The organism is Pectobacterium zantedeschiae (genome assembly GCF_004137795.1).
Lineage (GTDB): Bacteria > Pseudomonadota > Gammaproteobacteria > Enterobacterales > Enterobacteriaceae > Pectobacterium > Pectobacterium zantedeschiae.
Genome location: NZ_NWTM01000001.1, coordinates 395,600 through 418,939, shown reverse-complemented (window position 1 = coordinate 418,939; position 23,340 = coordinate 395,600). Strand labels below are relative to the sequence as shown.

Sequence of the window (23,340 nt, the reverse complement as noted above, 5' to 3'; positions counted from 1 at the left end):
AGCACAATGCAACCGACGTTATCCAGCCAAAGTAGTCAGGCCTATTTGCAAGATCCGCGCAACAACGACGTACAGGTGTATGTGAATGGGGAATTTGTTCATCGCGACAACGCGGTAGTGTCGATCTTTGATTCTGGCTATGTGTGCGGTGACGGCGTATGGGAAGGGTTGCGTCTGGTTAACGGCCGCTTGATCGCGCTGGATGCCCATCTGGATCGCCTGTTTGAAGGTGCCGCCGCTATTCAGTTGGCTATCGGCCATAGTAGAGAGGCGCTGACCGACATTCTCTATAAGACATTAGCCGTCAACGGTATGACCGATGGCGCACATATTCGCCTGATGATTACCCGTGGGAAAAAGCATACGCCGAATCAGGATCCCCGTTTCATCATCGGTGGTGCCACTATCGTTTGCGTCGCAGAATACAAGGTCGTCGATACAGAGGCGAAAAAGCGCGGACTGACGTTATTTACTTCCACCTACCGCACCAGCACACCGGACGTCTTCGATCTGCGGCTCAATTCGCACAGCCGACTTAATCTGATTCAAGCGCTACTACAGGCATTACAGGCCGGTGCCGACGAAGCGTTGATGCTGGATCCGCACGGCTTTGTCGCCAGTTGTAACTCCACCAACTTTTTTATCGTGCGCCACGGTGAGCTGTGGACGTCATCGGGACGTTACTGCTTTAACGGCATTACCCGACAGACCCTTATCGATCTCGCTCACGCCAACGGACTCACGGTCAAGACTCAGGATTTTACGCTGGCAGAAGCGCTTACCGCCGATGAAGCCTTTGTTACTGGTACGCTGGCAGGTATCACCCCGGTAAAAGCACTGGATGGCCGACCGTTTAGCGCCGAACATCGCCCAGTTACCGAACAGCTCAGCCGCTGGTATGAGGCGTATCTGCACGCGCAGTAAGTCCCACCTTAGATTTTTCCAACTCACGTCAACCGAGGCACCGCAAGGTGCCTCAGTCAATAGCAGGGTAAGTCGCCATATCGGCAGTCTATACACCCGCACTGCTACGCCTCTACACATCCTTACGGCCAATCAGAATATTATATCAATTAATTGCATATTCTTTGGTGATTTACTTCGTTCATTTTCGATTTGCAGCAGATCTACTATGTGGCATCCCCCCTTTCCCACAGAGTGAAATGCTATGAAACGCGCTAAATCCGTTCTCGACTTCATTGGTCATACGCCGTTGTTAGAGCTAACCCAGTTTGATACCGGTCCGTGCCAACTGTTCGTCAAACTGGAAAACCAGAATCCCGGCGGATCGATTAAAGATCGTGTAGCGCTATCCATGATTGAAAACGCAGAGCGTCAGGGTTGGCTAAAACCGGGTGGCACTATCGTTGAAGCCACCGCGGGCAATACCGGACTCGGACTGGCGTTGGTCGCCGCGCTGAAAGGCTATCACCTGATTCTGGTCGTGCCGGACAAAATGAGCCGCGAGAAAATCTTTCACCTGCGGGCACTCGGCGCCGAAGTTAGGCTCACGCGCTCTGATGTAGCCAAAGGTCATCCTGACTACTATCAAGATTATGCCCGTCGACTGGCAGAAGAAACGCCTGATGCGTACTACATCGATCAGTTTAATAATCCAGCTAATTTGGAGGCGCACTACAGTACAACTGGCCCCGAACTGTGGCAACAGATGGAAGAACGTATTGACGCTGTTGCCGTCGGCGTCGGTTCCGGCGGCACGCTAGGCGGGTTAACCCGCTATTTTGCTGACGTATCCCCCCAAACAGCCTTTATATTGGCCGATCCTGCCGGATCAATTCTGGCCGACTATCTACAGAACGGTGAATATGGTGAGGCGGGAAGCTGGCTGGTAGAGGGGATTGGCGAAGATTTTATACCCGCACTGGCTGATTTTACTCAGGTTACCCACGCCTACGCGATTGATGACGCCGAATCCTTTCACACCGCTCGCGAACTACTGCGCACAGAAGGCGTGCTGGCGGGATCTTCCAGCGGCACGTTACTGGCTGCAGCCCTGCGTTACTGTCGGGCACAAACTGAACCCAAGCGAGTCGTCACTTTCGTGTGTGACAGCGGTAATAAATACTTGTCCAAGATGTTTAACGATTATTGGATGATCGAGAAAGGCCTCATTACACGCCCGCCACATGGCGACTTGCGCGACCTCATTACTTATCGTCACGATGAAGGGGCAACGGTTTCGGTATCGCCTGATGACACACTCAGCGTAGTACACGCCCGTATGCGGTTGTACGACATCTCCCAACTGCCCGTATTGGACAACGATCGCGTCGTCGGCGTTATTGACGAGTGGGATCTACTCAACAGTTTAAAAAACGATACCCAGCATTTTTCACTAACGGCTCGCGAGGCGATGTCCGATCAGGTTGAAACGCTGCCAAAAGAGGCTTCAGCGCATGCGCTGCTGGCAATTTTTGACCGGGGGTTTGTCGCTGTGATTCTTGATGGCGATCGTTTTCTCGGTTTAATAACACGCACGGATGTGCTGAATCACTGGCGGCAAACACTCCGCTGATACGCAGCTTACCTCCCCTTTCTTATTACTCAGGATGTAAAATATGCCTCAATTTGATACCCAAACCGTTCACGCAGGCTATACCCCGGACAGCACCGGTGCCGTCATGCCAGCGATTTACGCAACATCAACCTTTGCCCAACCCGCGCCGGGTGAACATACTGGCTATGAATATTCACGCAGCGGCAACCCAACGCGTGATGCGCTAGAAGCAGCGATTGCCGAGTTGGAAGGCGGTAGCCGAGGCTTCGCTTTCGCCTCCGGCCTGGCAGCCAGCTCTACACTATTGGAACTGCTCGATCATGGTAGCCATATCGTGGCCGTGGACGATCTCTATGGCGGCACTTGGCGTCTGTTGGAAAATGTTCGCAAGCGCACGGCTGGATTACAAGTGACCTACGTTGACCCCGCCGATCTTACCGCACTGGAAAATGCCATTACGCCGCAGACCAGAATGATCTGGGTGGAAACACCGACCAATCCATTACTAAAACTGGCCGATCTAGCCGCCATCGCTACGTTAGCCAAAAAACACCAGCTCATTAGCGTGGCGGATAACACTTTCGCTTCACCAGCAATTCAACGCCCGCTGGATGTCGGATTTGATATCGTCGTGCATTCAGCAACCAAATACCTGAACGGTCATTCAGACGTGATTGCCGGGCTAGCGGTTGTCGGCAAGAACAGTGAACTCGCATCACAACTCGCCTATCTGCAAAATGCCATCGGCGGCGTGCTCGACCCATTTAGCAGTTTCCTGACGCTGCGCGGTATCCGCACGCTAGCGCTACGGATTGAACGCCATAGCCAGAGCGCATTTGAGTTAGCACACTGGCTAGAACTCCAGCCGCAGGTTGAGCAGGTTTACTATCCGGGGTTACCAAGCCATCCGCAGTATGCATTAGCACAGCAGCAGATGCGCAGTTTTGGCGGCATGATCTCTGTACGGTTGAAGGGCGATGAGAATTATGCCCGTGAGGTTATTAAACGCACGCGCTTATTCACCCTGGCAGAAAGTTTGGGTGGTGTGGAAAGCCTGATTAGCCAGCCCTATTCCATGACCCACGCCTCCGTACCACTGGAGAAGAGGTTGCAAAAAGGGATCACGCCGCAGTTGTTGCGTTTATCGGTAGGTATTGAAAATACGCAGGACTTGATTGATGACCTGTATCAGGCGCTAAATGTGAGAAACATAAGCTGACTACACGCAGTCTGGCCTATGCAGAACACATTTCAATGCAAGAAAACGAGAGGGTTTCGTGCGTGATAGGCAGCAGAATTTTTCTGTGGCATTGATGCAACACCCGACTTAGGGCGCTCAGTCGCCAGCGCCCTAAGAACCCAGGCTTTTAACGGGAATTATGCCGCTAACGCGGTTCCCTCGATGCCCATGCTCGTTTTTCGAGCCGCCAGCGACGTCCTGTCGCTCACTCGGCGTTCATGCTCACCTCAGCATGATTTTTTACGTCATGCTGGGAAATACCATGAACAATACGATTTAGGTTAGGTTTGTCGGCGGCATTAGCCAGCAACATAGCCTCTACTTCGTTAGCCGTACTTAATAGCGTTCCAGCCAGTGGGCGTATGGTGTTGGCAGCGTCCATGAAGCGCGTTCAATACCCAGTTCGCGGGCAGCTTGATAGCTCCAGTGCGGATTCGCCAAATGTGCTTTCCCTACCATCACCAGATCCAACTGACCCGATGCTACGGCCTGCTCAGCCAATTCCGGCGTCCCGAAGCCCCACGCGGAAGACACAGGGAGATCGGCCTGTTCACGCACCTGTTGAGCAATCGGTCCCATAAAGGCTGGAGCCCACGGAATATTAGCTTCCGGCGTAGAGAAACCAATGCTAACGCTCAGCATATCCAACCCTGCGGCTTTGAAGCGGCGCGTCAGTTCGATGGATTCTTGCAGCGTTTCTTCATCGCGGCCGTCAAATTCAATCACGCCGAAACGGGCAGTCAACGGCAAGTGTTGTGGCCAGACGTCGCGAACGGCAGCCAGCGTTTCCAGCAGAAAACGGCTACGGTTGTCAAAACTGCCGCCGTACTGATCGTTACGTTTGTTGGAGTGTACGGAGAAGAAACTCTGTGCCAGATAGCCGTGAGCAAAGTGCAGTTCCAGCCATTCAAACCCAGCGTCCAACGCACGACGAGCGGCAGCGACAAAGTCATCACGCACGCGGGCGATATCTTCCAGCGTCATTTCCTGCGGCTGTTTAGGCAAATTCGCACCGAAAGGCACTGCGGAAGGGGCAATCGTCTGCCAACCGCGCGAGTCACCTTCGGGGATATGGTCATCGCCTTCCCAGGGAATATTGGCGCTGGCTTTACGTCCGGCGTGCGCAATCTGAATACCCGGTACAGAGCCCGCATCCTTAATAGATTTGGCGACCTTGGCAAACGCCTGCGCCTGCTCATCGTTCCAAATTCCGGTACAGCGCGGAGAAATGCGACCTTCGGGAGCGACAGCCGTCGCTTCAACGATAACTAACCCTGCTCCACCGCGCGCCAGCGACGCATAATGCACTTCATGCCATTCGTTGATCAGACCATCGGTCGCGGAATAGGTACACATCGGCGGAACGGCAATGCGGTTACGTAGCGTAATATCTTTCAGTTTGAAGGGCTGGAATAGTGCGGACATAACATTTCCTATTTCATCTGTTAATTTCGATAATTCGATATTAATCGAACAATGGATTTTAGACAACCCTATCGCTATAATTCGTCTATGAGACCTTTTAAACACCCGTCCCCTGAAGAATTTACTCTTGAGCGCGTCCTATACGCCTTGAGCGATCCGTTACGCTTAAACATTGTGCGTTGTTTATCCGTACAAGAAGAAGCAACGTGTAGCGAACTTGATGGCGGTCGCCCGAAATCCAGCGTGTCGCACCATTTTCGCGTTTTACGCGATTCGGGTTTGCTGCATACCACCAACAGCGGCACCACACACATCAATCGGCTGCGCCGCAGCGAAATGCAGCAGCGCTTCCCCGGCCTGCTCGACGCGATTCTGTCTCAACCTGTCGAGTAACGTTATCCCGTCAATGGCGGCCTTTCCGCCATTACATATTCATTACACACGCCCTCCCTTCAACATGCTCCGCCATTCCAACATTGATGCTTTGCTTTGCACTTCTATGAATATAGCGACCGCCATTTTTCCATTACTCTGATGCTGATACGGGTTTTATGAGGCTGCGTGGATGGATTACTACATTGGCATTGATATCGGGACCTCAAAGGTCAAATCGGTGTTATTCGATGCCGATTTCAACGAACTTCAGATTGCGTCAGCCAATACCGTTACTTACTCTCCGCAGCCCGGCTACGCCGAGCAAAATATGTCCCATGTGTGGGATGGGGTGCTTTCAACCTTGAAAACACTGGCAACCTCACTTCGGTTGCATCACGGTCATGTACGCGCTATTGGACTAGCCGGACAGGGCGAAGGTGTCTGGCTAAGCGATCGCCACGGGCAACCCGTACGGCAGGCCATCCTCTGGAGCGATACCCGAACGGCAGATCAAGTTCACCAGCTTAAACAACGCCCTAATCTGGAAGCGACACTTTTTCCTGAAACCGGTTCTCCCCTGCTTCCGTGCAACAGCGCGCAACAGTTACGCTGGCTGCAACAACACCAGCCCGACGCGCTAAGCGACGCCGATTACTTCTTTTTTGCCAAAGACTGGGTACGCTTTCGGCTAACGGGACAAGCCAATCTGGAATTGACGGATGCGGGTACGTCGTTGCTGGATCTACACAGCGAGACGCTGTCAAAAACCGTGTTAGACAAGCTGGATTTACACGCGATTAGGCCACTTTTCCCGACATTACTTTATCCCGATGACATTGCCGGAACGCTTAGCGACACCGTGGCTGCATTGACAGGTTTACCCGCTGGCATCCCCGTTTGTGCAGGCGCGTTGGATGTGTCTGCCGCCGCATTAGGCATCGGAGCCATTCACGATGGCGACATTTTTACTATTCTCGGCACTACCTGCTGTACCGGGATTGTGTGTCGTGGCTTAACCCAGGTGAGTCTGCAAACCCGCTTTGTCGCGCACGCCTGGCCGGGACATTATCTCAACCTGTTTGCCATGCAGTCTGGTACGCCAAACATCGATTGGGCGTTAAGAACCCTAGCCAACGATGTCGACTTTCAGACGATTGGGGCGCGTATTTCCCACGTGCCACCCGGCAGCGGCGGTGTTTTTTATCAGCCTTACCTGAATGGCGAGCGTGCGCCGTTTTATAGCACATGGGCGCGAGCGGGATTTTTTGGTATCGGGCAGTCCACCACCAACACCGATTTACTCCGCGCAGTCTTCGAGGGACTGGCCTATGCGATTACGGATTCGCTCAGTGGTTACCCTGCGCACAGCGATCTCTATATCGCCGGTGGAGGTGCCGCTTCGGCGATCTGGCTACAGATCATTGCAGACTGTACCGGACGACGAGTGATCGCCAGCTCAGTCAAAGAGTTGAGCGCATGCGGCGCTGCGCGTCTTGCAGCCCTGTCCATCGGCGAAAGTGCCAACATGGTTCCTTCCGCCAATGCACAGGCCTCAACGTTTCTCCCCGATGCCGACGCCCATCAGCAGTATCAGATACTGTTTCCGATTTTTCGCCAACTGCGCGACCAGCTACAGCCGCTCTGGCAGGCACGGGCTCAGGCGCTTAATGCACTCGACAGTCACAACGCGGTGCGTTCGCACACAGCTCCTAGCTCACAGGAAAGTCTTGCCTCATGAAGATTGTATTTACCGCCGAATACGGCGGCAGCCTTGATGCCTTTCAGACGCTCGGGGAATTGGTGGTAGACGGCTGGGCCATCGGTCACCCAAAACTCAGCGAAGCAGCGCTGATTCGACTGGCGGATAACGCCGACGTCATTATCACCAGCTATGATGATATTACCGCCCGCGTTATCGAGGCTTGCCCTCATCTGCGGCTTATTGCCTGTACTCGTGCCAACCCGGTCAACATCGATGTTGAGGCCGCTCGCAGCCGGGGTATCCCCGTGCTGTATACGCCCGGACGCAATGCTGATGCCGCAGCAGAGTTGACGCTGGCACTGATGCTGAATGTCACCCGCCACATCCCTCAGGCACACAGCGCACTGAAGCGCGGTGAGTTCACACGCGATACCGACGCCGCTTTACAGACACAGGCTGGATTGCGACAGGATGTGGTGTGGGATGTGGACAAACACAGTCCTTATGAGGTTTTCAAAGGCGGCGAACTACGTAATAAGACGCTCGGTCTCGTCGGCTATGGCAGTATTGGCCGTCGCGTCGGGAAACTGGCGCGTGCCTTTGGTATGCAATTGCTGATTGCCGATCCCTATGTCGCGGCCGAAGAGATTGATGAGCCGGGCATGCGGAAAGTCACGCTGGACGAGCTATTTCCGCAATCCGACTTCGTCAGCCTGCACCTGAATAGCACGCCGCAAACCAAGGGGCTGGTCAACCTCGATAGGCTCAGGACGATGCGCCCTGGCGCCTATCTTATCAATACCTCTCGTGCTGCCGTCGTTGTCGAAGCCGACCTGATCACGGCACTGCGTGAAAGATCGCTGGCGGGTGCTGCACTTGACGTTTACGACAGCGAACCACTTTGGCGTCATCACCCGTTCATTACCGAATTTGATAACGTGGTACTCACGCCGCATATTGCTGGCGCGACGCGAGAAACGTTGGTGAAACACACCGCCATGATCGCAACCGATCTACAACGGTTCATTCACGGTGAACCGCTGCTTTACGAATGGAAATAGACGCAACACTGATCTTTACTCTAAATAATTCGAGTTGCAGGAAGGCGGCAAGAGAAGGAGTCCCAACGAGCTTACTCAGGTAAGTGATTCGGGTGACCGAACGCAGCCAGCGCACATGCAGCTTTAAGTATGACGAGTATAATAGGTCGGGGTTTCTGCCATAAACTTCAGCGTGTGTTCCCAGTCAATCACCCCCACGTCAGAACCTAGTCCTGTGGCAACCAACCCTGAAACGGCCGAGCCGAGCTGACAGGCTTGTTCCACTTCCCAACCTTTTGCCAGACCAGCAATAAAGCCGCCACAGTAGCTGTCACCGCAGCCCGTCGTATCTGATACCGTCACGCGATAGGCGGGAATACGCAATGAGACCCCCGGACCAAACACGTAAGAGCCTGCCGCTCCCGCTTTGAAAATACAGGTGCCGACGCCACGATCGAGAAAGAAAGCTGCGATCTCGGCCGGTATCGTCTGGCCGGAAATAAACGCCGCCTCTTCCAACGAGGGCATAAAGTAGTCGACGTCCGGTAGCAGTGGCGTCAGCAGTGACAATGTTTCCGCATTCGGCGCAATCAGATCGAAGCTGGTCGTCAGCCCCTTCTTTTTAGCGTGTCGAAGCAGACGTGCGCTCTGCCCCTGATCCATTTTCGCCAGTAAACCCGTACCGCCGTGGTGTAAGAAACGCGCGTTGCACACGGCGTCAAAATTTTGCTCGTCAATGAACAAGTGATCTGACGCACCACGATAATGCAGCGCTGGGCGTTCACCGTCCGGGCGAATAGCCAAAATTGTCGCTGACGTCGATACCGCTGTCGTGCGCTGCACCAGCGAACAGTCAATGCCTAGTTTGTGATAGGCCGCCAGAATAAAATCTGCCTTTTCATCCTCGCCGAGACAGGCCACCGTCGCCGTGCTGATGCCAAGTTTAGCTGCATTCATCGCTGCCCCGCTAGCCGTACCAGCAGGATTAAGACGGATCTCGTCAATAAATTGTACACCGCCCCCTTCAGGTAAGCCGGTGACGGGTCGACCGGCAATATCCAGAATGGTTAATCCGACAAAAATCGCATCAAACTGACTCACGCTCACTCCTTCACATTCTATTTTTATGGTATCCGGCAGTTATTGCCGCTGGCGCAGTCGCCCTTGCAGGAAAGAGAGGGCCAGCGCCAGCACTAAAATCACGCCGCTCAACGCATCTTTTACGATGAAGTTCAGCCCCATCAAATTCAAACCGTTGGCAATCATGCCGAGAAACAACACGCCGATTAGCGTTCCCACCACGTTAGGCCGCCCCTGAGCATGGAAGGCGGTGCCGATAAAGACGGCAGCTATCGCGTCCATCAGATAAGCCTGCCCAGCCAACGGCGTAAACTGACGCAGATTGGCAGATAACACCACGCCACCAACGGCACACGTCACCGACGTGACAATCAGTAGCCAGAACGTCATTCGCCGCACATTAACGCCAGCAATCAGCGCCGCAGGTGCATTCAACCCCATGGCGTGGATGCGTTTACCGGCAATTGTCCGTTCAAAAAATAGGTAATAGCTAAGCCATAACGCAGCCACAATCATAATCGGCACAGGAATGCCCCACAGATCGCCCACGGCAAGCTCGTGATATTGTGGTGCCATCCGGCGATAGGCAATTGGCCCGCCCCCCTCGGTATAAATACGTTCGATACTGCTGCCAATAAACCACGTTCCCAACGTCGCCAAAAACGGCTTAATCCGACAATGAATAATCAATATCGCATTAAACAACCCCACCAGCGCCCCACCAACCAGTGCGGCCAGCACCGCTGCCTGCCACGGCAGACCATAGACTTTGAGCGCCACCAATGCGAAAGCCGCGCCAAAATCCAGAGCAACCCCCACTGATAGATCGATACCGCCTGCCGTCACGACCAAAGTCATTGCCAACGCCACAATCAGCAACACCGCGCTGCCCTGGAGCAGGTTTCCCCAATTACCTAGCGTCAAAAATATCGGGTTTTGCAGTGAAAAAAACACCAAAAAAGCCAGCAGAATGACCAGAAAGCCATAGCGAATAAAGAATGACAGCGCTGACTTATTGCCCGGCAGCGCTGGCTGTACCGCCAAAGAAGAATTCTTCATATACGACGCCTTTGCCTGCGTAACGAGGCGGCGGTCAGCACCACCAGAATCAGTATTCCCTTAATCGCCCCGACCCAGAAGATATCAACCCGTAACAGTGCCAGACCGTTCGACAAGGCATTAACCAGCAGCGTTCCCAACAGTGCCCCCCAGATGGTGACCACTCGACGACGAGAAAACGCAGCACCGAGGAACGTCGCCAACACCATCTCCAGCAACAGTGGTTCCGCCGTACCGGGGGAACTGCCAGACCCTTGCGCCACCAGTGTCAATGAGGCCAGTGCCGCCGCCAGCGCACCTAACAGATACGAACCAATAACCAACGGCGTGTGGGAAATGCCTGACAGTTGCGCCGCCTCGCGGTTTCCACCAGCAGCCTGCAAATGCTGACCCCATCGGCTATGGTGAACGATAAACTGAAACACAAGGAAGACCAGCAGCATAAACCAGACCGCCAGCGGGAGACCAAGCAGGCTACCATCGCGAAATGACACAATCACCGAATCGCTGACGCCGATACGCCGCTGCTGGGTCAGTAAATTGGTGAGTCCGATAACGGCCACAGAACAAGCTAATGTCGCCAAAAGCGGCGGTAGCCGAATCGTCACCACCAGCAACGCATTCACTACGCCAGCCAATAGTGCCGCACCTGCTACCAGTAAAATCAACCACAGATAGCTAATACTCGCATTCGTCAACCCGTCGCTGATTATCGCCACCGCGAGTACGGCAATTGCCGGTAGCGAGAGATCGATACCGCCGGAGACAACATCGTCACCGCCACCCGTAATGACGCAAACTAATCCGAAACACAGAATCGCCAGCGGTGCACTTTGCCGCAAAATAATGGTGATATTTTGCCAACTGAGAAAATAAGGTGCGCTCAGGCAGAGGAACAGCAGCAGCGCCGCAAACAGCAGTAAAGGGATATGATTGAGAAACCCGGCTAAACGCGGCGTTGCTCGGAGGGATTGTAAGGCACGAGTCATACCGCCTCCTGCGTTCGACCGCTGATAGTCAACGTCAGCAAAGTATCTAGCGAGAGGTGTTCGGTTGGCACATCGGCGATAAGTTCGCCGCGCCACATCACCAGAATGCGATCGCACAGCCCCAAAAGTTCACCGTCATCGCTGGAAGAGACAATAACGGCACGCCCCTCGGCGGCTAGCTGTCGGGTAAGCTGATAAATTTCCGCCTTCGCACCAATATCGACACCCAGCGTCGGCTCATCAAGAATAAACAGCCGAGTATCGGTCTTTAGCCAGCGCGCCAGTATCACTTTCTGCTGGTTACCGCCGCTTAAATTGCGCACGGGCACGCTGACATCGCGCGGCCGGATATCCAGCGTCTGTGCCAGATGATTCGCCTGTGCTACAGCTTGCTTACGCCGCAGCCAACCGCGCCAGGCGACAGCGGGCAAGGAAGCCAGATTGATATTGTCCGCCACGGATAACGGTAAAATCAGCCCATCGTGACGACGATCGCGCGGCACCAGCGCCATACGCTGCGCGATGGCGTGTACTGGAGAACGCGGGCGCAGCGTCTGACCATCGATCGTAATATATCCTTCACAGGCGGGCGTGATGCCATAGAGCGCATCAATCAGCGCCTCACGTCCCGACCCTAACAATCCCGCAATACCAACAATTTCTCCCGCGGCGACCTGAAAACGGATCGGTTGGAAATGCTGCCGATCCGTGAGCTGTTCAACCTGCAACAACGGAGCCTCTGTGAACGCTCTCTTTTCCCCGCAGGGAAACAGGCTGGCGATCTCTCGCCCAACCATCAAACGAATCATCGTGTCGATATCTTTCGTCTCGGGAAAATCCAACGTCGTCACGCTCTTACCATTGCGTAAAACAGTGACGCGGTCGCAAATATCCGCAATTTCATTGAGATAGTGAGAGACATAAATAATCGCAATACCGCGCTGTTTCAGCGCCTGAAGCGTATGCAGTAGCTGCGTGGCTTCCCGCGCTTCCAGCGGTGCCGTCGGTTCATCAAACACCACTAGCCGCGCCTTGCCGTCAATTAGCGCTCGTGCGACCTGCACCAGTTTGCGTTCTGCCAGACTTAACTCCCTGATGAGTCGATTGGCATCTATCGATAAATTGAACGTGTGCTGAAAAAACTGTTCCGTTTCACGCCGCATCGCCCGACGATCGACGCCTCGCCAGCGGTTCACTCGTTCCTGACCGAGAAACACCGACTCCGCCACGGTAAAATGGGGAATCAGATGCAGTTCCTGATGGATAAAACGAATGCCGTGCGCGTGGATAACCGCAGGCGTCACAGCGCTCAACCGCTGCCCATCGATAGCGATCTCACCGCCATCTGCGGCATAAACGCCAGCCAGCACCTTGATTAAGGTCGATTTCCCCGCGCCGTTTTCCCCGATCAGGCCGAGAATTTCTCCCGGTCGAACCGTTAGCGATACGTTGTCCAGCGCGGGAATACCTGCAAACTGCTTGCTGATGTGCGTCATTGCCAGACCGCCGCCATCCGGCGGCGGGGCTAAGTGATATCCCACCATAGCCTTATTTCAGTTCGCCATAGCCAAGCTGTTTATAGACCGCCTTGGCTTCAGCCTCCCCTTTGACAGGCAAGACTGGTACAAACGTCTGCGGTAACAGTGTGGCACCCGCGAAATAGCGCGCGACGTTTTTCGCCGATGTCGTGCCAATCAGACGCGGCTGCTGCGCGACGTTGGCAACAAACGGACTGCCTTTTTCCGCCATAATCTCCAGCGTTTCTGGGCCAGCATCAATCGCCGTGACTTTCACATCCTTATCGCGTCCGGTTTCTTCCAGTGCCTGTACCACCCCGATTGCCGGCTGATCCCAGCAGGCAACGTGGATCGCATCCAGCGTACCTTTCGGATGCTGACTCAGCAGCTCGAGGGTTTTCTTACGCGCGTCTTCTGGCGAGTTGGAATATTGTTCAGCCAGCTCAGGCTGAATGATTTTGATCCCCGGATAATCTTGCAGGACATATTTCCACAAATCATAGCGGATGCCGCAGATTCGCAATGCATTGGAGAACGCGTTGAAAACGGCGATATTGCCTTTTCCACCCAGCGCATCCGCCGTGTAGCGCCCGATTGTCGATCCGATCGCATAGTTATCCGACGTCGTGTTATTGACGGAATAAGACGAGACGTGATCGACCGTGAAAACCGGAATTTTCGCGTCACGCAGCGCTTTAAATTTCGGTTCTACCGCGCTGTCGCCGAGAATACTGATCACCGCATCAACCTTACGCGCCAGCAGGATATCGTGATTATTGGCATGAACCTGATTATCACGTCCTCCATCCACGCCCACAACCTGCCCACCGAGTTTCTCAATTTCTTCGGTCGCCCCTTTGTAAGCCTCACGATCCCAAAAATGCTGTGTTCCTACCACGGCGACACCAATGGTCTTTCCCTTCAATGACAGAACCTCATCTGCCGCCTGAGCAGAGGTTATGACCCCCGCAGCAAGTACACACACAGCAAGACGAGAAAAGCGAATCTTCATCATTTTCATCCCGATTTTTATAAAATTATTAGCAGAGAAAGAGATTAGCAATGGGAAAAGTTAAATCGAAATAACAAAAATGATAATAACTAGTGATTAAATAGAAATAGCATTGATAAACAGATGTGATGATTTTTACTTATTGAATTTTAAGGAATAAGTTATAAAAAAAGCATCTTGTTTTTTATCCCTATAAAGTTAATGGTTAATGTTCTTGTATACCTAAGGGAAAAACAAACATGACAACGCTGTCGATTTACCACCGCCCGCACATCACACAGCCCGTCCAGCAGCTCACCGCGTTTAATGATATTGCGTCTCTGCTTGCCAGCGCGGGTATTCAACTAGAACACTGGCAGGCCGAAGCGCCTCCGCTCGACGCCAGCAATGAAACCATTTTGACGCAGTATCGCGCCGATATTGAGCGTCTCAAACAGCAAGAAGGTTACACTTCCGCCGACGTGATTAGCCTGACGCCGGATCACGCAGAGAGAAAGGCGCTGCGGAAGAAGTTTCTTCAGGAGCACACGCACAGTGAAGATGAGGTTCGCTTCTTCGTACGCGGTAGCGGCGCGTTCTTCGTGCCGATTGGCGAGCAGGTTTTTCAGCTTACCTGTGAAGCAGGCGATCTCTTGCGCGTTCCTGCCAATACTCCACACTGGTTTGACTGTGGGGAATTTCCTGATTTTGTCGCGATCCGCATCTTTACCAATCCAGAAGGTTGGGTTGGACACTTTACCGGACGCGAGACGTTTCACTAATTCCACGATCGTTTCTGCATTTCTCCGCCGTTCCCTTTATACTGTGCGTTTTGTACAAAGACGAACGGCGAGACCCCTTCAGTAATGATGAATAACGATGTCCTGCGCAGCGTGCGCTATATGCTGAATTTCAATAATGACCACCTGCTGAAAATCCTGGCGTTGGTGGAGATGACCGTCCCTCCCCAGCAGTTGGCGAGCTATGTCAAAAAAGAGGGAGAGGAAGGCTATCAGCCTTGCCCGGACATTGTGATGAGTTATTTTCTGAATGGGCTAATTCTGCAAAAACGCGGCAAAGATGAAAACCAGCCCGCACCGCAGTTTGAGCGCAAGATGACGAATAACATTATCCTGAAAAAACTGCGTGTCGCGTTTTCACTAAAAACAGATGATATTCAGGCGATCCTACTGGCACAAAACTTTCGCATTTCACTACCGGAAGTAACCGCGATGATGCGCGCGCCTGATCACAAAAACTATCGCACCTGCGGCGATCAGGTGATTCGCTACTTTCTGAAAGGCCTGACTGCGCGAGTACGCAAAGGCTAAAACGGCCCCATTGACGAAAAAACGTGAGCGTTGTCTCTCTGGCTTTTTCCCGTAAAAGGCAGCAGCAACGCTCGATTTTTAGTACGTTATCAAAGCTGAATTTCATGCAGGACAGCCGTTATCCGTTATTCCAGCTCTCTATTTTCAAGCTGAGTGACCTGCTGCACGCTGCCCTTATCCATCACCGTTGGCAATACATTGCCGACGATCTTTCTAGCGTCATCTTTCATCCCCTGCTGAGTACTACGTTGGATTTCCTCATCGAATACCATTTTTTCACGTTCAACATGAGGCGCTAACCGTAGTAAGGAATCCGTTGCCGTCAGGCGGCTTCATGCTTTTCCATCGTCAGCCGTGCGGGAGGCGCTTCAATACTCAGCGTAGGATGGCGACAGAAACGGACGACATCACCGACCACCAGCAGGCTGGGTGATTGTGGCTGATAACGCGCCAACAGTGTCGGTAAGGTTCCCAGCGTAGCGGTCAGTAATCGCTGATCGGGTTGCGTGCCGCGTTCGATAATCGCTACAGGTGTCTGGGCTGACAACCCATGTTCGATCAAGCGCTGGCACAGCCGACTACTGTGGCTTAGCCCCATATAAAACACCAGTGTTTGCTGGCTGTCTGCCAGCGTCGGCCAGTCCAGTTGCGGCTCGCCGTCGCGCGAATGACCAGTGACGAAACGCACCGACTGCGCACAAGCACGGTGAGTCAGTGGTAACCCGACTGCCGCCGCACAGCCAGTCGCGGCGGTAATACCCGGCACCACATGGCAGACGATCCCTTCCTGCTGAGCGTAATCCATCTCTTCACCGCCGCGCCCGAAAATAAACGGGTCGCCGCCCTTGAGACGAACCACCCGCTGCCCAGCCTGCGCCAGCTCAACCAACAGCTGATTGATTTTTTCCTGTGACAATCGATGACAGCCACGCGTTTTACCCACGTCGATACACAGCGCCTGTTCTGGCACCAGATCCATAATCTCCGCCGACACCAGTCGATCGTAAACCACCACATCCGCCTGCTGGATTGCCCGCAACGCCTTTAGCGTCAGCAGTTCCGCATCGCCCGGCCCAGCGCCCACCAGCCAGATTTCACCACCGAGTACGGGCTGACGCCGCTGGCCCTGTGCCAATATTGATTGTGTTGTCATCATGTCACACCTCATTACGCCGTGGCGCTCAACCTGCTTTTTTCAGTTCATTAACCGTTATTGGAACATGCTGACTCAATAACGCCTTCAGTTCGGGGATACAGGAACCACAGTTGGTACCGCATTTCAGTCTGCCGCCTAACGCCGCTACGCTGTGGCACCCCTGACGAATCGCACCGACAATGATGTCCTCACCGACGCTATAACAGCTGCAAATCGTGGCCCCCTGCTTCACCTGACCTTGCGGTGCCTGACCCGCCAACAGAGCATGGCGCTCGTGCGGCTGCTGTGGTGGAGAGGCAAACGCCTGACGTACCGCATCGCTATCGATGCGTAGCGCTTGCGCACTGACATAGCAGGCCAAGACCACGCGGCCATCGCGCCAGCCAATAAGGTGAAATATGCCGTTGCCCTGTGCTATCTGACACTGCATGTTTTCTAACCCATAATGTTCAACCAGCCATGCTTGCCAGTCATCTACCGGCGTGCGGTCGGCAAACAGATACTGCGTCACACCCTCATGAGGGATCTTGCTCCAATAGGTCGCGGGTGGCGGCAGAACATCATGCTCAGTAGGTGGTGATGACATCGGTTCGTCGGCAAAAAATAGCGAGGCCTGCCAGGCGGTATGCCACGGCTGGATACGCACCCGACTATGCTTGCTCTCCGGCTGGCCGGAATAAGGATCGGTAATCGGGGCAACTAAACTGTCGGCCCGTGCCTGAGCGCTGAACTGTTGATTCCAGTGCATCGGAACAAACACACTACCGCGCGCCTGTCCGGCATCCAGTCGCGCCCGCGCTAGCATCCAACCGTGCACTGACGACAGGCGCACCAGATCGCCAGCCTGAATATCCTGCATCTGTGCATCCTGTGGAGATAGCTCGCAGTAAGGTTCACTGATATGACGCATCAAACGGGCCGCTTTACCGGTACGCGTCATGGTGTGCCACTGATCGCGAATGCGTCCGGTGTTGAGCACCATCGGATACACCGCGCTCCACGGGCTTTGCGGCAACGATGGGATAACCGCTACCAGACGCGCTTTACCATCGACATGCCAGAATCGGCCATCGTCACCCAGTCGGGCACGCCCGTGCGGAAATACCGCATTAACTGGCCACTGTATCGGTTCCAACTGCTGCCACTGCTCATTACTGAGTGTCGCCAGCCCGCTGATATCAAACGCACGGCTACCGTTATTCTCAAACCCAGACAGCGCCGCGTGCTCACGGAAAATCTCTGCGGGATTCTGATAGGCAAACGCCTCAGCAAATCCCATACGCTGCGCCACCTGACTCAGCATCCACCAATCGGCTTTGGCCTCTCCCGGTGCAGGTAGAAAAGCACGCTGACGAGACAATCGGCGTTCGGAATTGGTTACCGTGCCATCCTTTTCTCCCCAGCCCAGCGCGGGGAGTAAGATATCGGCGGTTTCTGCGGTATCGGTATGGCGCATCACTTCAGAAACGATCACCAATGGGCAGCGTTCCAATGCCTGTTTCACCCGATCGGCATCCGGCATCGACACCACCGGATTGGTGCCCATAATCCACACCGCTTTAATATCGCCACGTTCAACGGCGTGAAACAGGTCTACCGCATTCAAGCCAGGCTGTGTCGCTACATTATCGCTCTGCCAGAAGCGCCCCACACGCTCGATATCCTGCGGTGTAAAACCCATATGGCTGGCAAGCTGATTGGCTAAACCGCCGACTTCCCGACCGCCCATAGCATTTGGCTGTCCGGTTATCGAAAAAGGGCCTGCACCCGGTACGCCGATTTTTCCGCTCAGCAGATGAGCATTGATGATCGCATTGCACTTATCGCTGCCGGAAGACGACTGATTAACCCCCTGCGAATAGAGCGTGACCACCTTTTTGTTTGTGCTGAACAGGTGATAGAAACACGCAATATCGGTTTCATCCAACTGGCAGAAATCCGCTACCTGCGCCACTGTCCATGCCTGTGCTGACAGTAATGCCTCTTCCACACCGGAAAAGCGTTCAGCCAATTCGGTGAGATCGGTGCATGAGTCCTGCGCAATCCAATGTAACAGGCCGTTAAACAGCCCGGCATCGCTACCGGGTTGCAGCGGTAAATGCAAATCGGCAAGATCGCAGGTTGCAGTGCGCCGCGGATCAACCACCACCACCTGCATCTGCGGCCGCTGCTGTTTCGCCTGCACCAGTCGCTGATACACTACCGGATGCGCCCAAGCGGTATTAGACCCTACAAGCACCACCACATCCGCCAGCTCGATATCTTCATAATTACAGGGGACGGCATCCGCCCCCAATCCGCGCTTGTAGCCGATAACCGCCGACGCCATACACAGGCGTGAGTTGGTATCCATATTGGCGGCACCAATGAAGCCCTTCATCAGTTTGTTGGCGACGTAATAATCTTCCGTCAACAGCTGACCTGAACCATAAAATGCCACTGACTGCGGGCCGTGTTGCTGCATGGTCGACAGCAACCGTTCGGCCACCGTATCAAGCGCCTGCTCCCAACTGACGCGGCGCCCTTCCACAAGCGGCCACAGCAGGCGGCCTTTTAGATCCAACGTTTCTCCCAGCGCGGAACCTTTTACGCATAGCCGCCCCAAATTCGCCGGATGTACCGGATCACCGCTGATCTTTACCGCGCCTTGCCCGTCGTGTTCTGCCAACACACCACAGCCGACGCCACAATACGGGCAGGTTGTCCGACAGACGTGCGCGTTCATGATGCTTGCGCCATATCATTGCCTGTCAGTCCGATGCTTTCCGGCACGGCCAATGGTTGACGGCATATCCAGATTTCGCCATCTTCCACACGCACCGGCCAGGCGCGAACGTACAGCGCACTGTCATCCGGGCTAACACCATCCCGCAGCTTGAAGCGTTTTTTGTACAGAGGGGAAATCACCACCGGTTCACCCGCGACATCACCAATCAACCCGCGCGATAGCACATTCGCCCCGCTGCCCGGTTCGTGGTTTTCTAGCGCGTACACCTGCTGCTCGCTGCCCGGCAGGTGGAACAGCGCGATTTGCTGCTGCCCGAGGCGCGCAGCCATTCCGGCATGACGCGGAATATCATCTAACGTCGCAACCTGTACCCATTCCGCTTCATGCGTGGCAGGCTTCAGGGCAACTGGTTCTACCGAGATCATTTTTTCATGTTCCTGCGCCGGCCGAATCTGTCCACGCTCCGGCACCATCACTACCGCCTCATCCGGGCTATCGCTGTTCAGGAAACCGCGGAACAGCGCCAGACGCTCTGGGCTTTCGAGCGTGGTGTGCCATTCGCACTGGTAGGCTTCCACCACGTGCTGCATCTCTTTATCCAATTCTTCGCCGATATTCAGACTGTCTTCCAGAATCACCTGACGCAAATAGTCGATACCGCCCTCCAGATTGTCCATCCAGGTGCTGGTACGCTGGAGACGATCGCCAGTGCGGATATAGAACATCAAGATTCGATCGATGGTGCGTAGCAGGGTTTCGGTATCCAGATCGCTGGCGAAGAGATCCGCATGGCGCGGTTTCATACCACCGTTGCCACACACGTAGAGGTTCCAGCCTTTGTCTGTGGCAATCACACCGATATCTTTGCTTTGTGCCTCCGCACATTCGCGGGTACAGCCGGAAACCGCCATTTTGACTTTATGCGGCGAGCGCAGCCCTTTATAGCGGTGTTCCAGTTGGATCGCCAACCCGGTGGAATCCTGCACGCCGTAGCGACACCAGGTCGATCCCACGCAGGATTTCACGGTACGCAGGGATTTGCCGTAGGCATGACCTGTTTCAAATCCGGCGTCGATCAGCTCACGCCAGATTTCCGGAAGTTGTTCCAAGCGCGCACCGAATAGATCCACTCGCTGGCCGCCGGTGATCTTGGTATACAGGTTATAGCGCTGCGCGACCTGACCGATGGCGATCAGTCCTTCGGGCGTAATTTCTCCTGCCGGAACGCGCGGCACCACGGAATAGGTGCCATCTTTCTGAATGTTGGCAAAGAAACGATCGTTGGTATCCTGCAACGGTAGATGCTGAGGTTGCAGCAAATAGTCATTCCAGCAAGACGCCAGCATAGAACCCACCAGCGGCTTACACACTTCACAGCCTAAACCGTGGCCGTATCGTTCAAGAAGGCTGTCGAACGAGCGGATCTCATGCACGCGGATCAGGTGATACAGTTCCTGACGCGAATAGGCAAAGTGCTCGCAAATGTCCTTCTTCACTTCGACACCCAGTTGCGTCAGTTCGTACTCCATCACCTGTTTAAGCAAGGGTACACAGCCGCCGCAGCCCGTCCCCGCCTTGGTACAGGTTTTCAGTGCGCCCAGCTCACCACAGCCGCCCGCTACCGCGGCTGAGATGTCGCCTTTGCTGACGTTATGACAGGAACAGATCTGTGCGCTGGCGGGTAAGGCCGCCACACCCAACCCTTTCGGTGCATCACCGGAGCGTGCAGGTAAAATCAGTCCTTCCGGCTGTTTAGGCAACGGCATATCGTTAAGCATCATTTGTAACAGCGTACTGTAATCGCTGCTGTCACCAATCAATACCGCCCCCAGCAAATGCTTGCCGTCTTCAGAAACAACGATTTTCTTGTAGACCTCGTTCGGGCCATCCGTCCACTGGTAACTTTGACTTCCCGCCGTGCGTCCGTGAGCATCGCCAATCGATGCGACTTCCACGCCCAGCAGTTTGAGCTTGGTACTCATATCTGCGCCGGTAAACGGCGTATCACGCTGCGCCAGCGTATCCGCCACGCTGCGTGCCATCTGGTAACCCGGAGCAACCAGACCGAAAATCTGGCCGTTCCACAGCGCACACTCGCCGATAGCGAAAATCGCGTTGTCTGAGGTCTGGCAGCGGTCATCAATCACAATGCCGCCGCGCGGTCCTTTCTCTAAATTACAGCTATCCGCCAGTTTGTCGCGTGGACGAATCCCGGCAGAAAATAGCACTAAGTCGGTTTCCAGTACGCTGCCGTCGGCAAAGCAGAGACGATGCAACGCCTGCTCGCCGTCGGTAATTTCGCGCGTTTCTTTGCTGACATGAATCTGTACGCCGAGCGCTTCAATTTTGCGACGCAGCATGGCTGCACCGCCATCATCCAGTTGAACAGCCATCAGACGCGGCGCAAACTCCACTACATGGGTGTCCAGCCCCAGTTGACGCAGGGCGTTGGCGGCTTCCAGCCCCAGTAAACCGCCGCCAATCACCACGCCGGATTTGGCTTTTTTCGCCTGTGCCGCAATCGCGTCCAGATCGTCCAGCGTGCGATAAACCAGACAACCGGGGCGCGTATTGCCAGGAATCGGCGGAACAAACGCATACGACCCCGTCGCCAGCACCAGTTTGTCGTAGGCGATTTCTCGGCCCTGCGCGTCACACACGCACTGACGTTCACGATCGATCGCTACGATTTCGCTAGCGCTGCGCAGTTCAATACCGCTCTCGGCAAAAAAACCGTCTTTTACCAGTGACAGCGAGGCGGCGCTGCGCCCTGAGAAATACTCAGAGAGATGAACACGGTCATAGGCCTCATGGCGTTCTTCGCCAAATACCACGATGTGATAATGCTGGTGCAGGCCACGCTCAACCAGTTGTTCAAGAAAATAGTGGCCGACCATACCGTGGCCGACGACCACCAAAATAGGTTTGCTCATGACAGGAATCCTTACAGCTTCAGGCTGTGAGTCAGAATCAGGGGAAGAAAGGCCAAAAAGCAGCGAGGCAGGCGGCAGCATCTCGCCTTCAGCAGTGCGCTCCATCGCAGCCAGCAGGCGCTGACTATCGTCAGTGTCGCCATACAGCAGGACTCCGCTCAGCCGACCATCGCGCAGTAGCAGACGACGATAGTGCTGCGTCTGCGGATCAAAAAGGGTGTACACCTCATCATCAGGTGCAACGTTAATATCGCCGCCGCTGACTACGCCAATGCCTGTGACTTTCAGCCGCGTCGCCGCCTGTTCACGCTGATAGTCCGCCGGTGCATGTCCGGCAAGGCGCTGCGCCACCAGCGTGGCATGCGCAAAACACGGAGCAACCAACCCGAAAGTTTCGCCATTGAGTTCGCAGCATTCACCGATCGCGCTGATATGCGGATCGGCGGTTTGCAACTGTCCGTCCACCAGTACGCCGCGGTTGCAAGGTAAGCCGCTCTCGCGAGCCAGTTGGCTGGCAGGAATCACGCCAGCGGTCACCACCACCAGCCCAGCCGGAATCGTACGGCCATCCGCCAGTGCGACCGCCGTTACGCCTTGTGCGCCACCATGCAGTGCAGCAACCTGTACATCCGTCTCACAGGCAATGCCGCGCGCGCGCAGGCTGTCACACAGCAGGTCGCTCGCCGTAGCATCCAGTTGACGCTCCATGAGCGTCGGAACGCGATGCAACAACGTGACGTCTGCACCACGTAGTCTCAGCGCCGCCGCGGCTTCAATACCGAGCAGCCCCCCGCCAACCACTACCGCCGGGACGGACTGGCCAATCGTCGCCAACATCAGTTCAACATCGTCCAGCGTACGGAACCCGCATACGCCAGCCAGATCGATACCCGGCATCGGCGGCATAAACGGCGTTGAGCCCGTTGCCAGCACCAGATGGTCGTAATGCAGTTGCCGTTGGGTCGTTGTCACTACACGCTCTTGGCGATCAATGTGGGTAGCCCGTTCCCCCAGCAGATAATTCACCGATAGTGCCGCATCGTCATCGATAGCCGCAGGCGTCAGCAAGGTATCCGCAAACGCTTTTTCACCACTCAACACCGGCGACAGCAGGATGCGGTTATAGCTGGCGCGCGGTTCATCACCAATCACGGTGATTCGATAGCGCGTCGCGGCCAGTTGCCGCAGCGCATCGACGAATCGTGCGCTCGCCATTCCGTTGCCAATCACGATCAGATGCGGTTTCATCATCGTTC

General features: G+C 54.7%; 18 protein-coding genes. 8 read left to right on the top strand and 10 right to left on the bottom strand.

Translation table 11 applies throughout. The annotated features are described in order from the left end of the window. Window positions 1-6: 6 nt before the first annotated feature. The 3 genes from CLR69_RS01910 to CLR69_RS01900 all read left to right on the top strand — a co-directional run bounded on the left by CLR69_RS01910 (window position 7) and on the right by CLR69_RS01900 (window position 3,737). Window positions 7-924: an aminotransferase class IV gene (locus tag CLR69_RS01910; RefSeq protein ID WP_129711784.1), complete on the top strand. Its 918-nt coding sequence runs from the start codon at window positions 7-9 to the stop codon at window positions 922-924. Window positions 925-1,168: 244 nt separating this feature from the next. Continuing rightward, window positions 1,169-2,536, top strand: a complete 1,368-nt coding sequence (locus CLR69_RS01905; protein ID WP_129711785.1) for a pyridoxal-phosphate dependent enzyme — start codon at window positions 1,169-1,171, stop codon at window positions 2,534-2,536. A 43-nt stretch (window positions 2,537-2,579) separates the two neighbouring features. Continuing rightward, window positions 2,580-3,737 carry a trans-sulfuration enzyme family protein gene (locus CLR69_RS01900; RefSeq protein ID WP_129711786.1) on the top strand — a complete coding sequence of 386 codons (1,158 nt, stop codon included), beginning with the start codon at window positions 2,580-2,582 and terminating at the stop codon, window positions 3,735-3,737. A 357-nt stretch (window positions 3,738-4,094) separates the two neighbouring features. On the opposite strand, the gene CLR69_RS01895 is transcribed toward CLR69_RS01900, so the two are convergent. Further along, window positions 4,095-5,183 (bottom strand): NADH:flavin oxidoreductase/NADH oxidase, encoded by a 1,089-nt coding sequence (locus CLR69_RS01895; protein WP_129711787.1) that lies wholly within the window; start codon window positions 5,181-5,183, stop codon window positions 4,095-4,097. 87 nt (window positions 5,184-5,270) lie between these two features. On the opposite strand from CLR69_RS01895, the gene CLR69_RS01890 reads away from it, so the two are divergent. The 3 genes from CLR69_RS01890 (at window position 5,271) to CLR69_RS01880 (ending at window position 8,321) form a co-directional block, all read left to right on the top strand. Then, window positions 5,271-5,576 (top strand): ArsR/SmtB family transcription factor, encoded by a 306-nt coding sequence (locus tag CLR69_RS01890; RefSeq protein ID WP_165345963.1) that lies wholly within the window; start codon window positions 5,271-5,273, stop codon window positions 5,574-5,576. A gap of 172 nt (window positions 5,577-5,748) precedes the next feature. Then, window positions 5,749-7,296, top strand: a complete 1,548-nt coding sequence (locus tag CLR69_RS01885; protein ID WP_129711789.1) for an FGGY-family carbohydrate kinase — start codon at window positions 5,749-5,751, stop codon at window positions 7,294-7,296. Next, window positions 7,293-8,321 (top strand): 2-hydroxyacid dehydrogenase, encoded by a 1,029-nt coding sequence (locus CLR69_RS01880; protein ID WP_129711790.1) that lies wholly within the window; start codon window positions 7,293-7,295, stop codon window positions 8,319-8,321. The genes CLR69_RS01885 and CLR69_RS01880 overlap by 4 nt, the downstream gene beginning before the upstream one ends. Window positions 8,322-8,444: 123 nt before the next feature. Here CLR69_RS01880 and CLR69_RS01875 read toward each other — a convergent pair whose 3' ends face one another. The 5 genes from CLR69_RS01875 to CLR69_RS01855 are packed head-to-tail and all read right to left on the bottom strand — an operon-like array spanning window position 8,445 to window position 13,960. Then, window positions 8,445-9,401: a carbohydrate kinase family protein gene (locus CLR69_RS01875; RefSeq protein WP_129711791.1), complete on the bottom strand. Its 957-nt coding sequence runs from the start codon at window positions 9,399-9,401 to the stop codon at window positions 8,445-8,447. A 39-nt stretch (window positions 9,402-9,440) separates the two neighbouring features. Continuing rightward, complete coding sequence (locus CLR69_RS01870) at window positions 9,441-10,439, bottom strand: ABC transporter permease (RefSeq protein ID WP_129711792.1); 999 nt, start codon at window positions 10,437-10,439, stop codon at window positions 9,441-9,443. Then, the gene (locus tag CLR69_RS01865; protein ID WP_129711793.1) at window positions 10,436-11,428 is read right to left on the bottom strand and encodes an ABC transporter permease; all 993 of its coding nucleotides are present in this window, start codon (window positions 11,426-11,428) and stop codon (window positions 10,436-10,438) included. The genes CLR69_RS01870 and CLR69_RS01865 overlap by 4 nt, the downstream gene beginning before the upstream one ends. Beyond that, window positions 11,425-12,972 carry a sugar ABC transporter ATP-binding protein gene (locus tag CLR69_RS01860; RefSeq protein ID WP_129711794.1) on the bottom strand — a complete coding sequence of 516 codons (1,548 nt, stop codon included), beginning with the start codon at window positions 12,970-12,972 and terminating at the stop codon, window positions 11,425-11,427. The genes CLR69_RS01865 and CLR69_RS01860 overlap by 4 nt, the downstream gene beginning before the upstream one ends. A 4-nt stretch (window positions 12,973-12,976) precedes the next feature. Next, window positions 12,977-13,960 carry a sugar ABC transporter substrate-binding protein gene (locus tag CLR69_RS01855; RefSeq protein WP_129711795.1) on the bottom strand — a complete coding sequence of 328 codons (984 nt, stop codon included), beginning with the start codon at window positions 13,958-13,960 and terminating at the stop codon, window positions 12,977-12,979. 236 nt (window positions 13,961-14,196) lie between these two features. Between CLR69_RS01855 and CLR69_RS01850 the strand changes: the two genes are divergently transcribed. Next, window positions 14,197-14,718 (top strand): 1,2-dihydroxy-3-keto-5-methylthiopentene dioxygenase, encoded by a 522-nt coding sequence (locus CLR69_RS01850; RefSeq protein WP_129711796.1) that lies wholly within the window; start codon window positions 14,197-14,199, stop codon window positions 14,716-14,718. A gap of 84 nt (window positions 14,719-14,802) precedes the next feature. Beyond that, on the top strand, window positions 14,803-15,267 hold the full coding sequence (locus CLR69_RS01845) for a YehS family protein (protein ID WP_129705625.1): 465 nt from the start codon (window positions 14,803-14,805) through the stop codon (window positions 15,265-15,267). Window positions 15,268-15,392: 125 nt separating this feature from the next. Here CLR69_RS01845 and CLR69_RS22815 read toward each other — a convergent pair whose 3' ends face one another. Genes CLR69_RS22815 through nirB form a run of 4 tightly spaced genes read right to left on the bottom strand, consistent with a single transcriptional unit; the run spans window position 15,393 to window position 23,332 of the window. Beyond that, entirely contained in the window at window positions 15,393-15,539 is a 147-nt protein-coding gene (locus CLR69_RS22815; RefSeq protein WP_165324993.1) for a hypothetical protein, read from the bottom strand. A gap of 50 nt (window positions 15,540-15,589) precedes the next feature. After that, entirely contained in the window at window positions 15,590-16,423 is an 834-nt protein-coding gene (cobA, locus tag CLR69_RS01840) for a uroporphyrinogen-III C-methyltransferase (protein ID WP_129711797.1), read from the bottom strand. Window positions 16,424-16,448: 25 nt separating this feature from the next. Further along, window positions 16,449-19,148: a nitrate reductase gene (locus tag CLR69_RS01835; RefSeq protein ID WP_129711798.1), complete on the bottom strand. Its 2,700-nt coding sequence runs from the start codon at window positions 19,146-19,148 to the stop codon at window positions 16,449-16,451. Further along, window positions 19,145-23,332, bottom strand: coding sequence for a nitrite reductase large subunit NirB (gene nirB / locus CLR69_RS01830; RefSeq protein ID WP_129712050.1), 4,188 nt, complete (start codon window positions 23,330-23,332; stop codon window positions 19,145-19,147). Before nirB ends, CLR69_RS01835 begins: the two co-directional genes overlap by 4 nt. Between the last annotated feature and the right edge of the window lie 8 nt (window positions 23,333-23,340).

Bases quoted from the DNA above. Each gene is read 5' to 3' on its own strand.
- cobA (WP_129711797.1), bottom strand. From the start codon at position 16,423: ATGATGACAACACAATCAATATTGGCACAGGGCCAGCGGCGTCAGCCC.
- CLR69_RS01860 (WP_129711794.1), bottom strand. From the start codon at position 12,972: ATGGTGGGATATCACTTAGCCCCGCCGCCGGATGGCGGCGGTCTGGCA.
- CLR69_RS01905 (WP_129711785.1), top strand. From the start codon at position 1,169: ATGAAACGCGCTAAATCCGTTCTCGACTTCATTGGTCATACGCCGTTG.
- CLR69_RS01890 (WP_165345963.1), top strand. From the start codon at position 5,271: ATGAGACCTTTTAAACACCCGTCCCCTGAAGAATTTACTCTTGAGCGC.
- CLR69_RS01865 (WP_129711793.1), bottom strand. From the start codon at position 11,428: ATGACTCGTGCCTTACAATCCCTCCGAGCAACGCCGCGTTTAGCCGGG.
- CLR69_RS22815 (WP_165324993.1), bottom strand. From the start codon at position 15,539: ATGGTATTCGATGAGGAAATCCAACGTAGTACTCAGCAGGGGATGAAA.
- CLR69_RS01885 (WP_129711789.1), top strand. From the start codon at position 5,749: ATGGATTACTACATTGGCATTGATATCGGGACCTCAAAGGTCAAATCG.
- CLR69_RS01870 (WP_129711792.1), bottom strand. From the start codon at position 10,439: ATGAAGAATTCTTCTTTGGCGGTACAGCCAGCGCTGCCGGGCAATAAG.
- CLR69_RS01880 (WP_129711790.1), top strand. From the start codon at position 7,293: ATGAAGATTGTATTTACCGCCGAATACGGCGGCAGCCTTGATGCCTTT.
- CLR69_RS01900 (WP_129711786.1), top strand. From the start codon at position 2,580: ATGCCTCAATTTGATACCCAAACCGTTCACGCAGGCTATACCCCGGAC.
- CLR69_RS01895 (WP_129711787.1), bottom strand. From the start codon at position 5,183: ATGTCCGCACTATTCCAGCCCTTCAAACTGAAAGATATTACGCTACGT.
- CLR69_RS01910 (WP_129711784.1), top strand. From the start codon at position 7: ATGCAACCGACGTTATCCAGCCAAAGTAGTCAGGCCTATTTGCAAGAT.
- nirB (WP_129712050.1), bottom strand. From the start codon at position 23,332: ATGAAACCGCATCTGATCGTGATTGGCAACGGAATGGCGAGCGCACGA.
- CLR69_RS01850 (WP_129711796.1), top strand. From the start codon at position 14,197: ATGACAACGCTGTCGATTTACCACCGCCCGCACATCACACAGCCCGTC.
- CLR69_RS01835 (WP_129711798.1), bottom strand. From the start codon at position 19,148: ATGAACGCGCACGTCTGTCGGACAACCTGCCCGTATTGTGGCGTCGGC.
- CLR69_RS01855 (WP_129711795.1), bottom strand. From the start codon at position 13,960: ATGATGAAGATTCGCTTTTCTCGTCTTGCTGTGTGTGTACTTGCTGCG.
- CLR69_RS01845 (WP_129705625.1), top strand. From the start codon at position 14,803: ATGATGAATAACGATGTCCTGCGCAGCGTGCGCTATATGCTGAATTTC.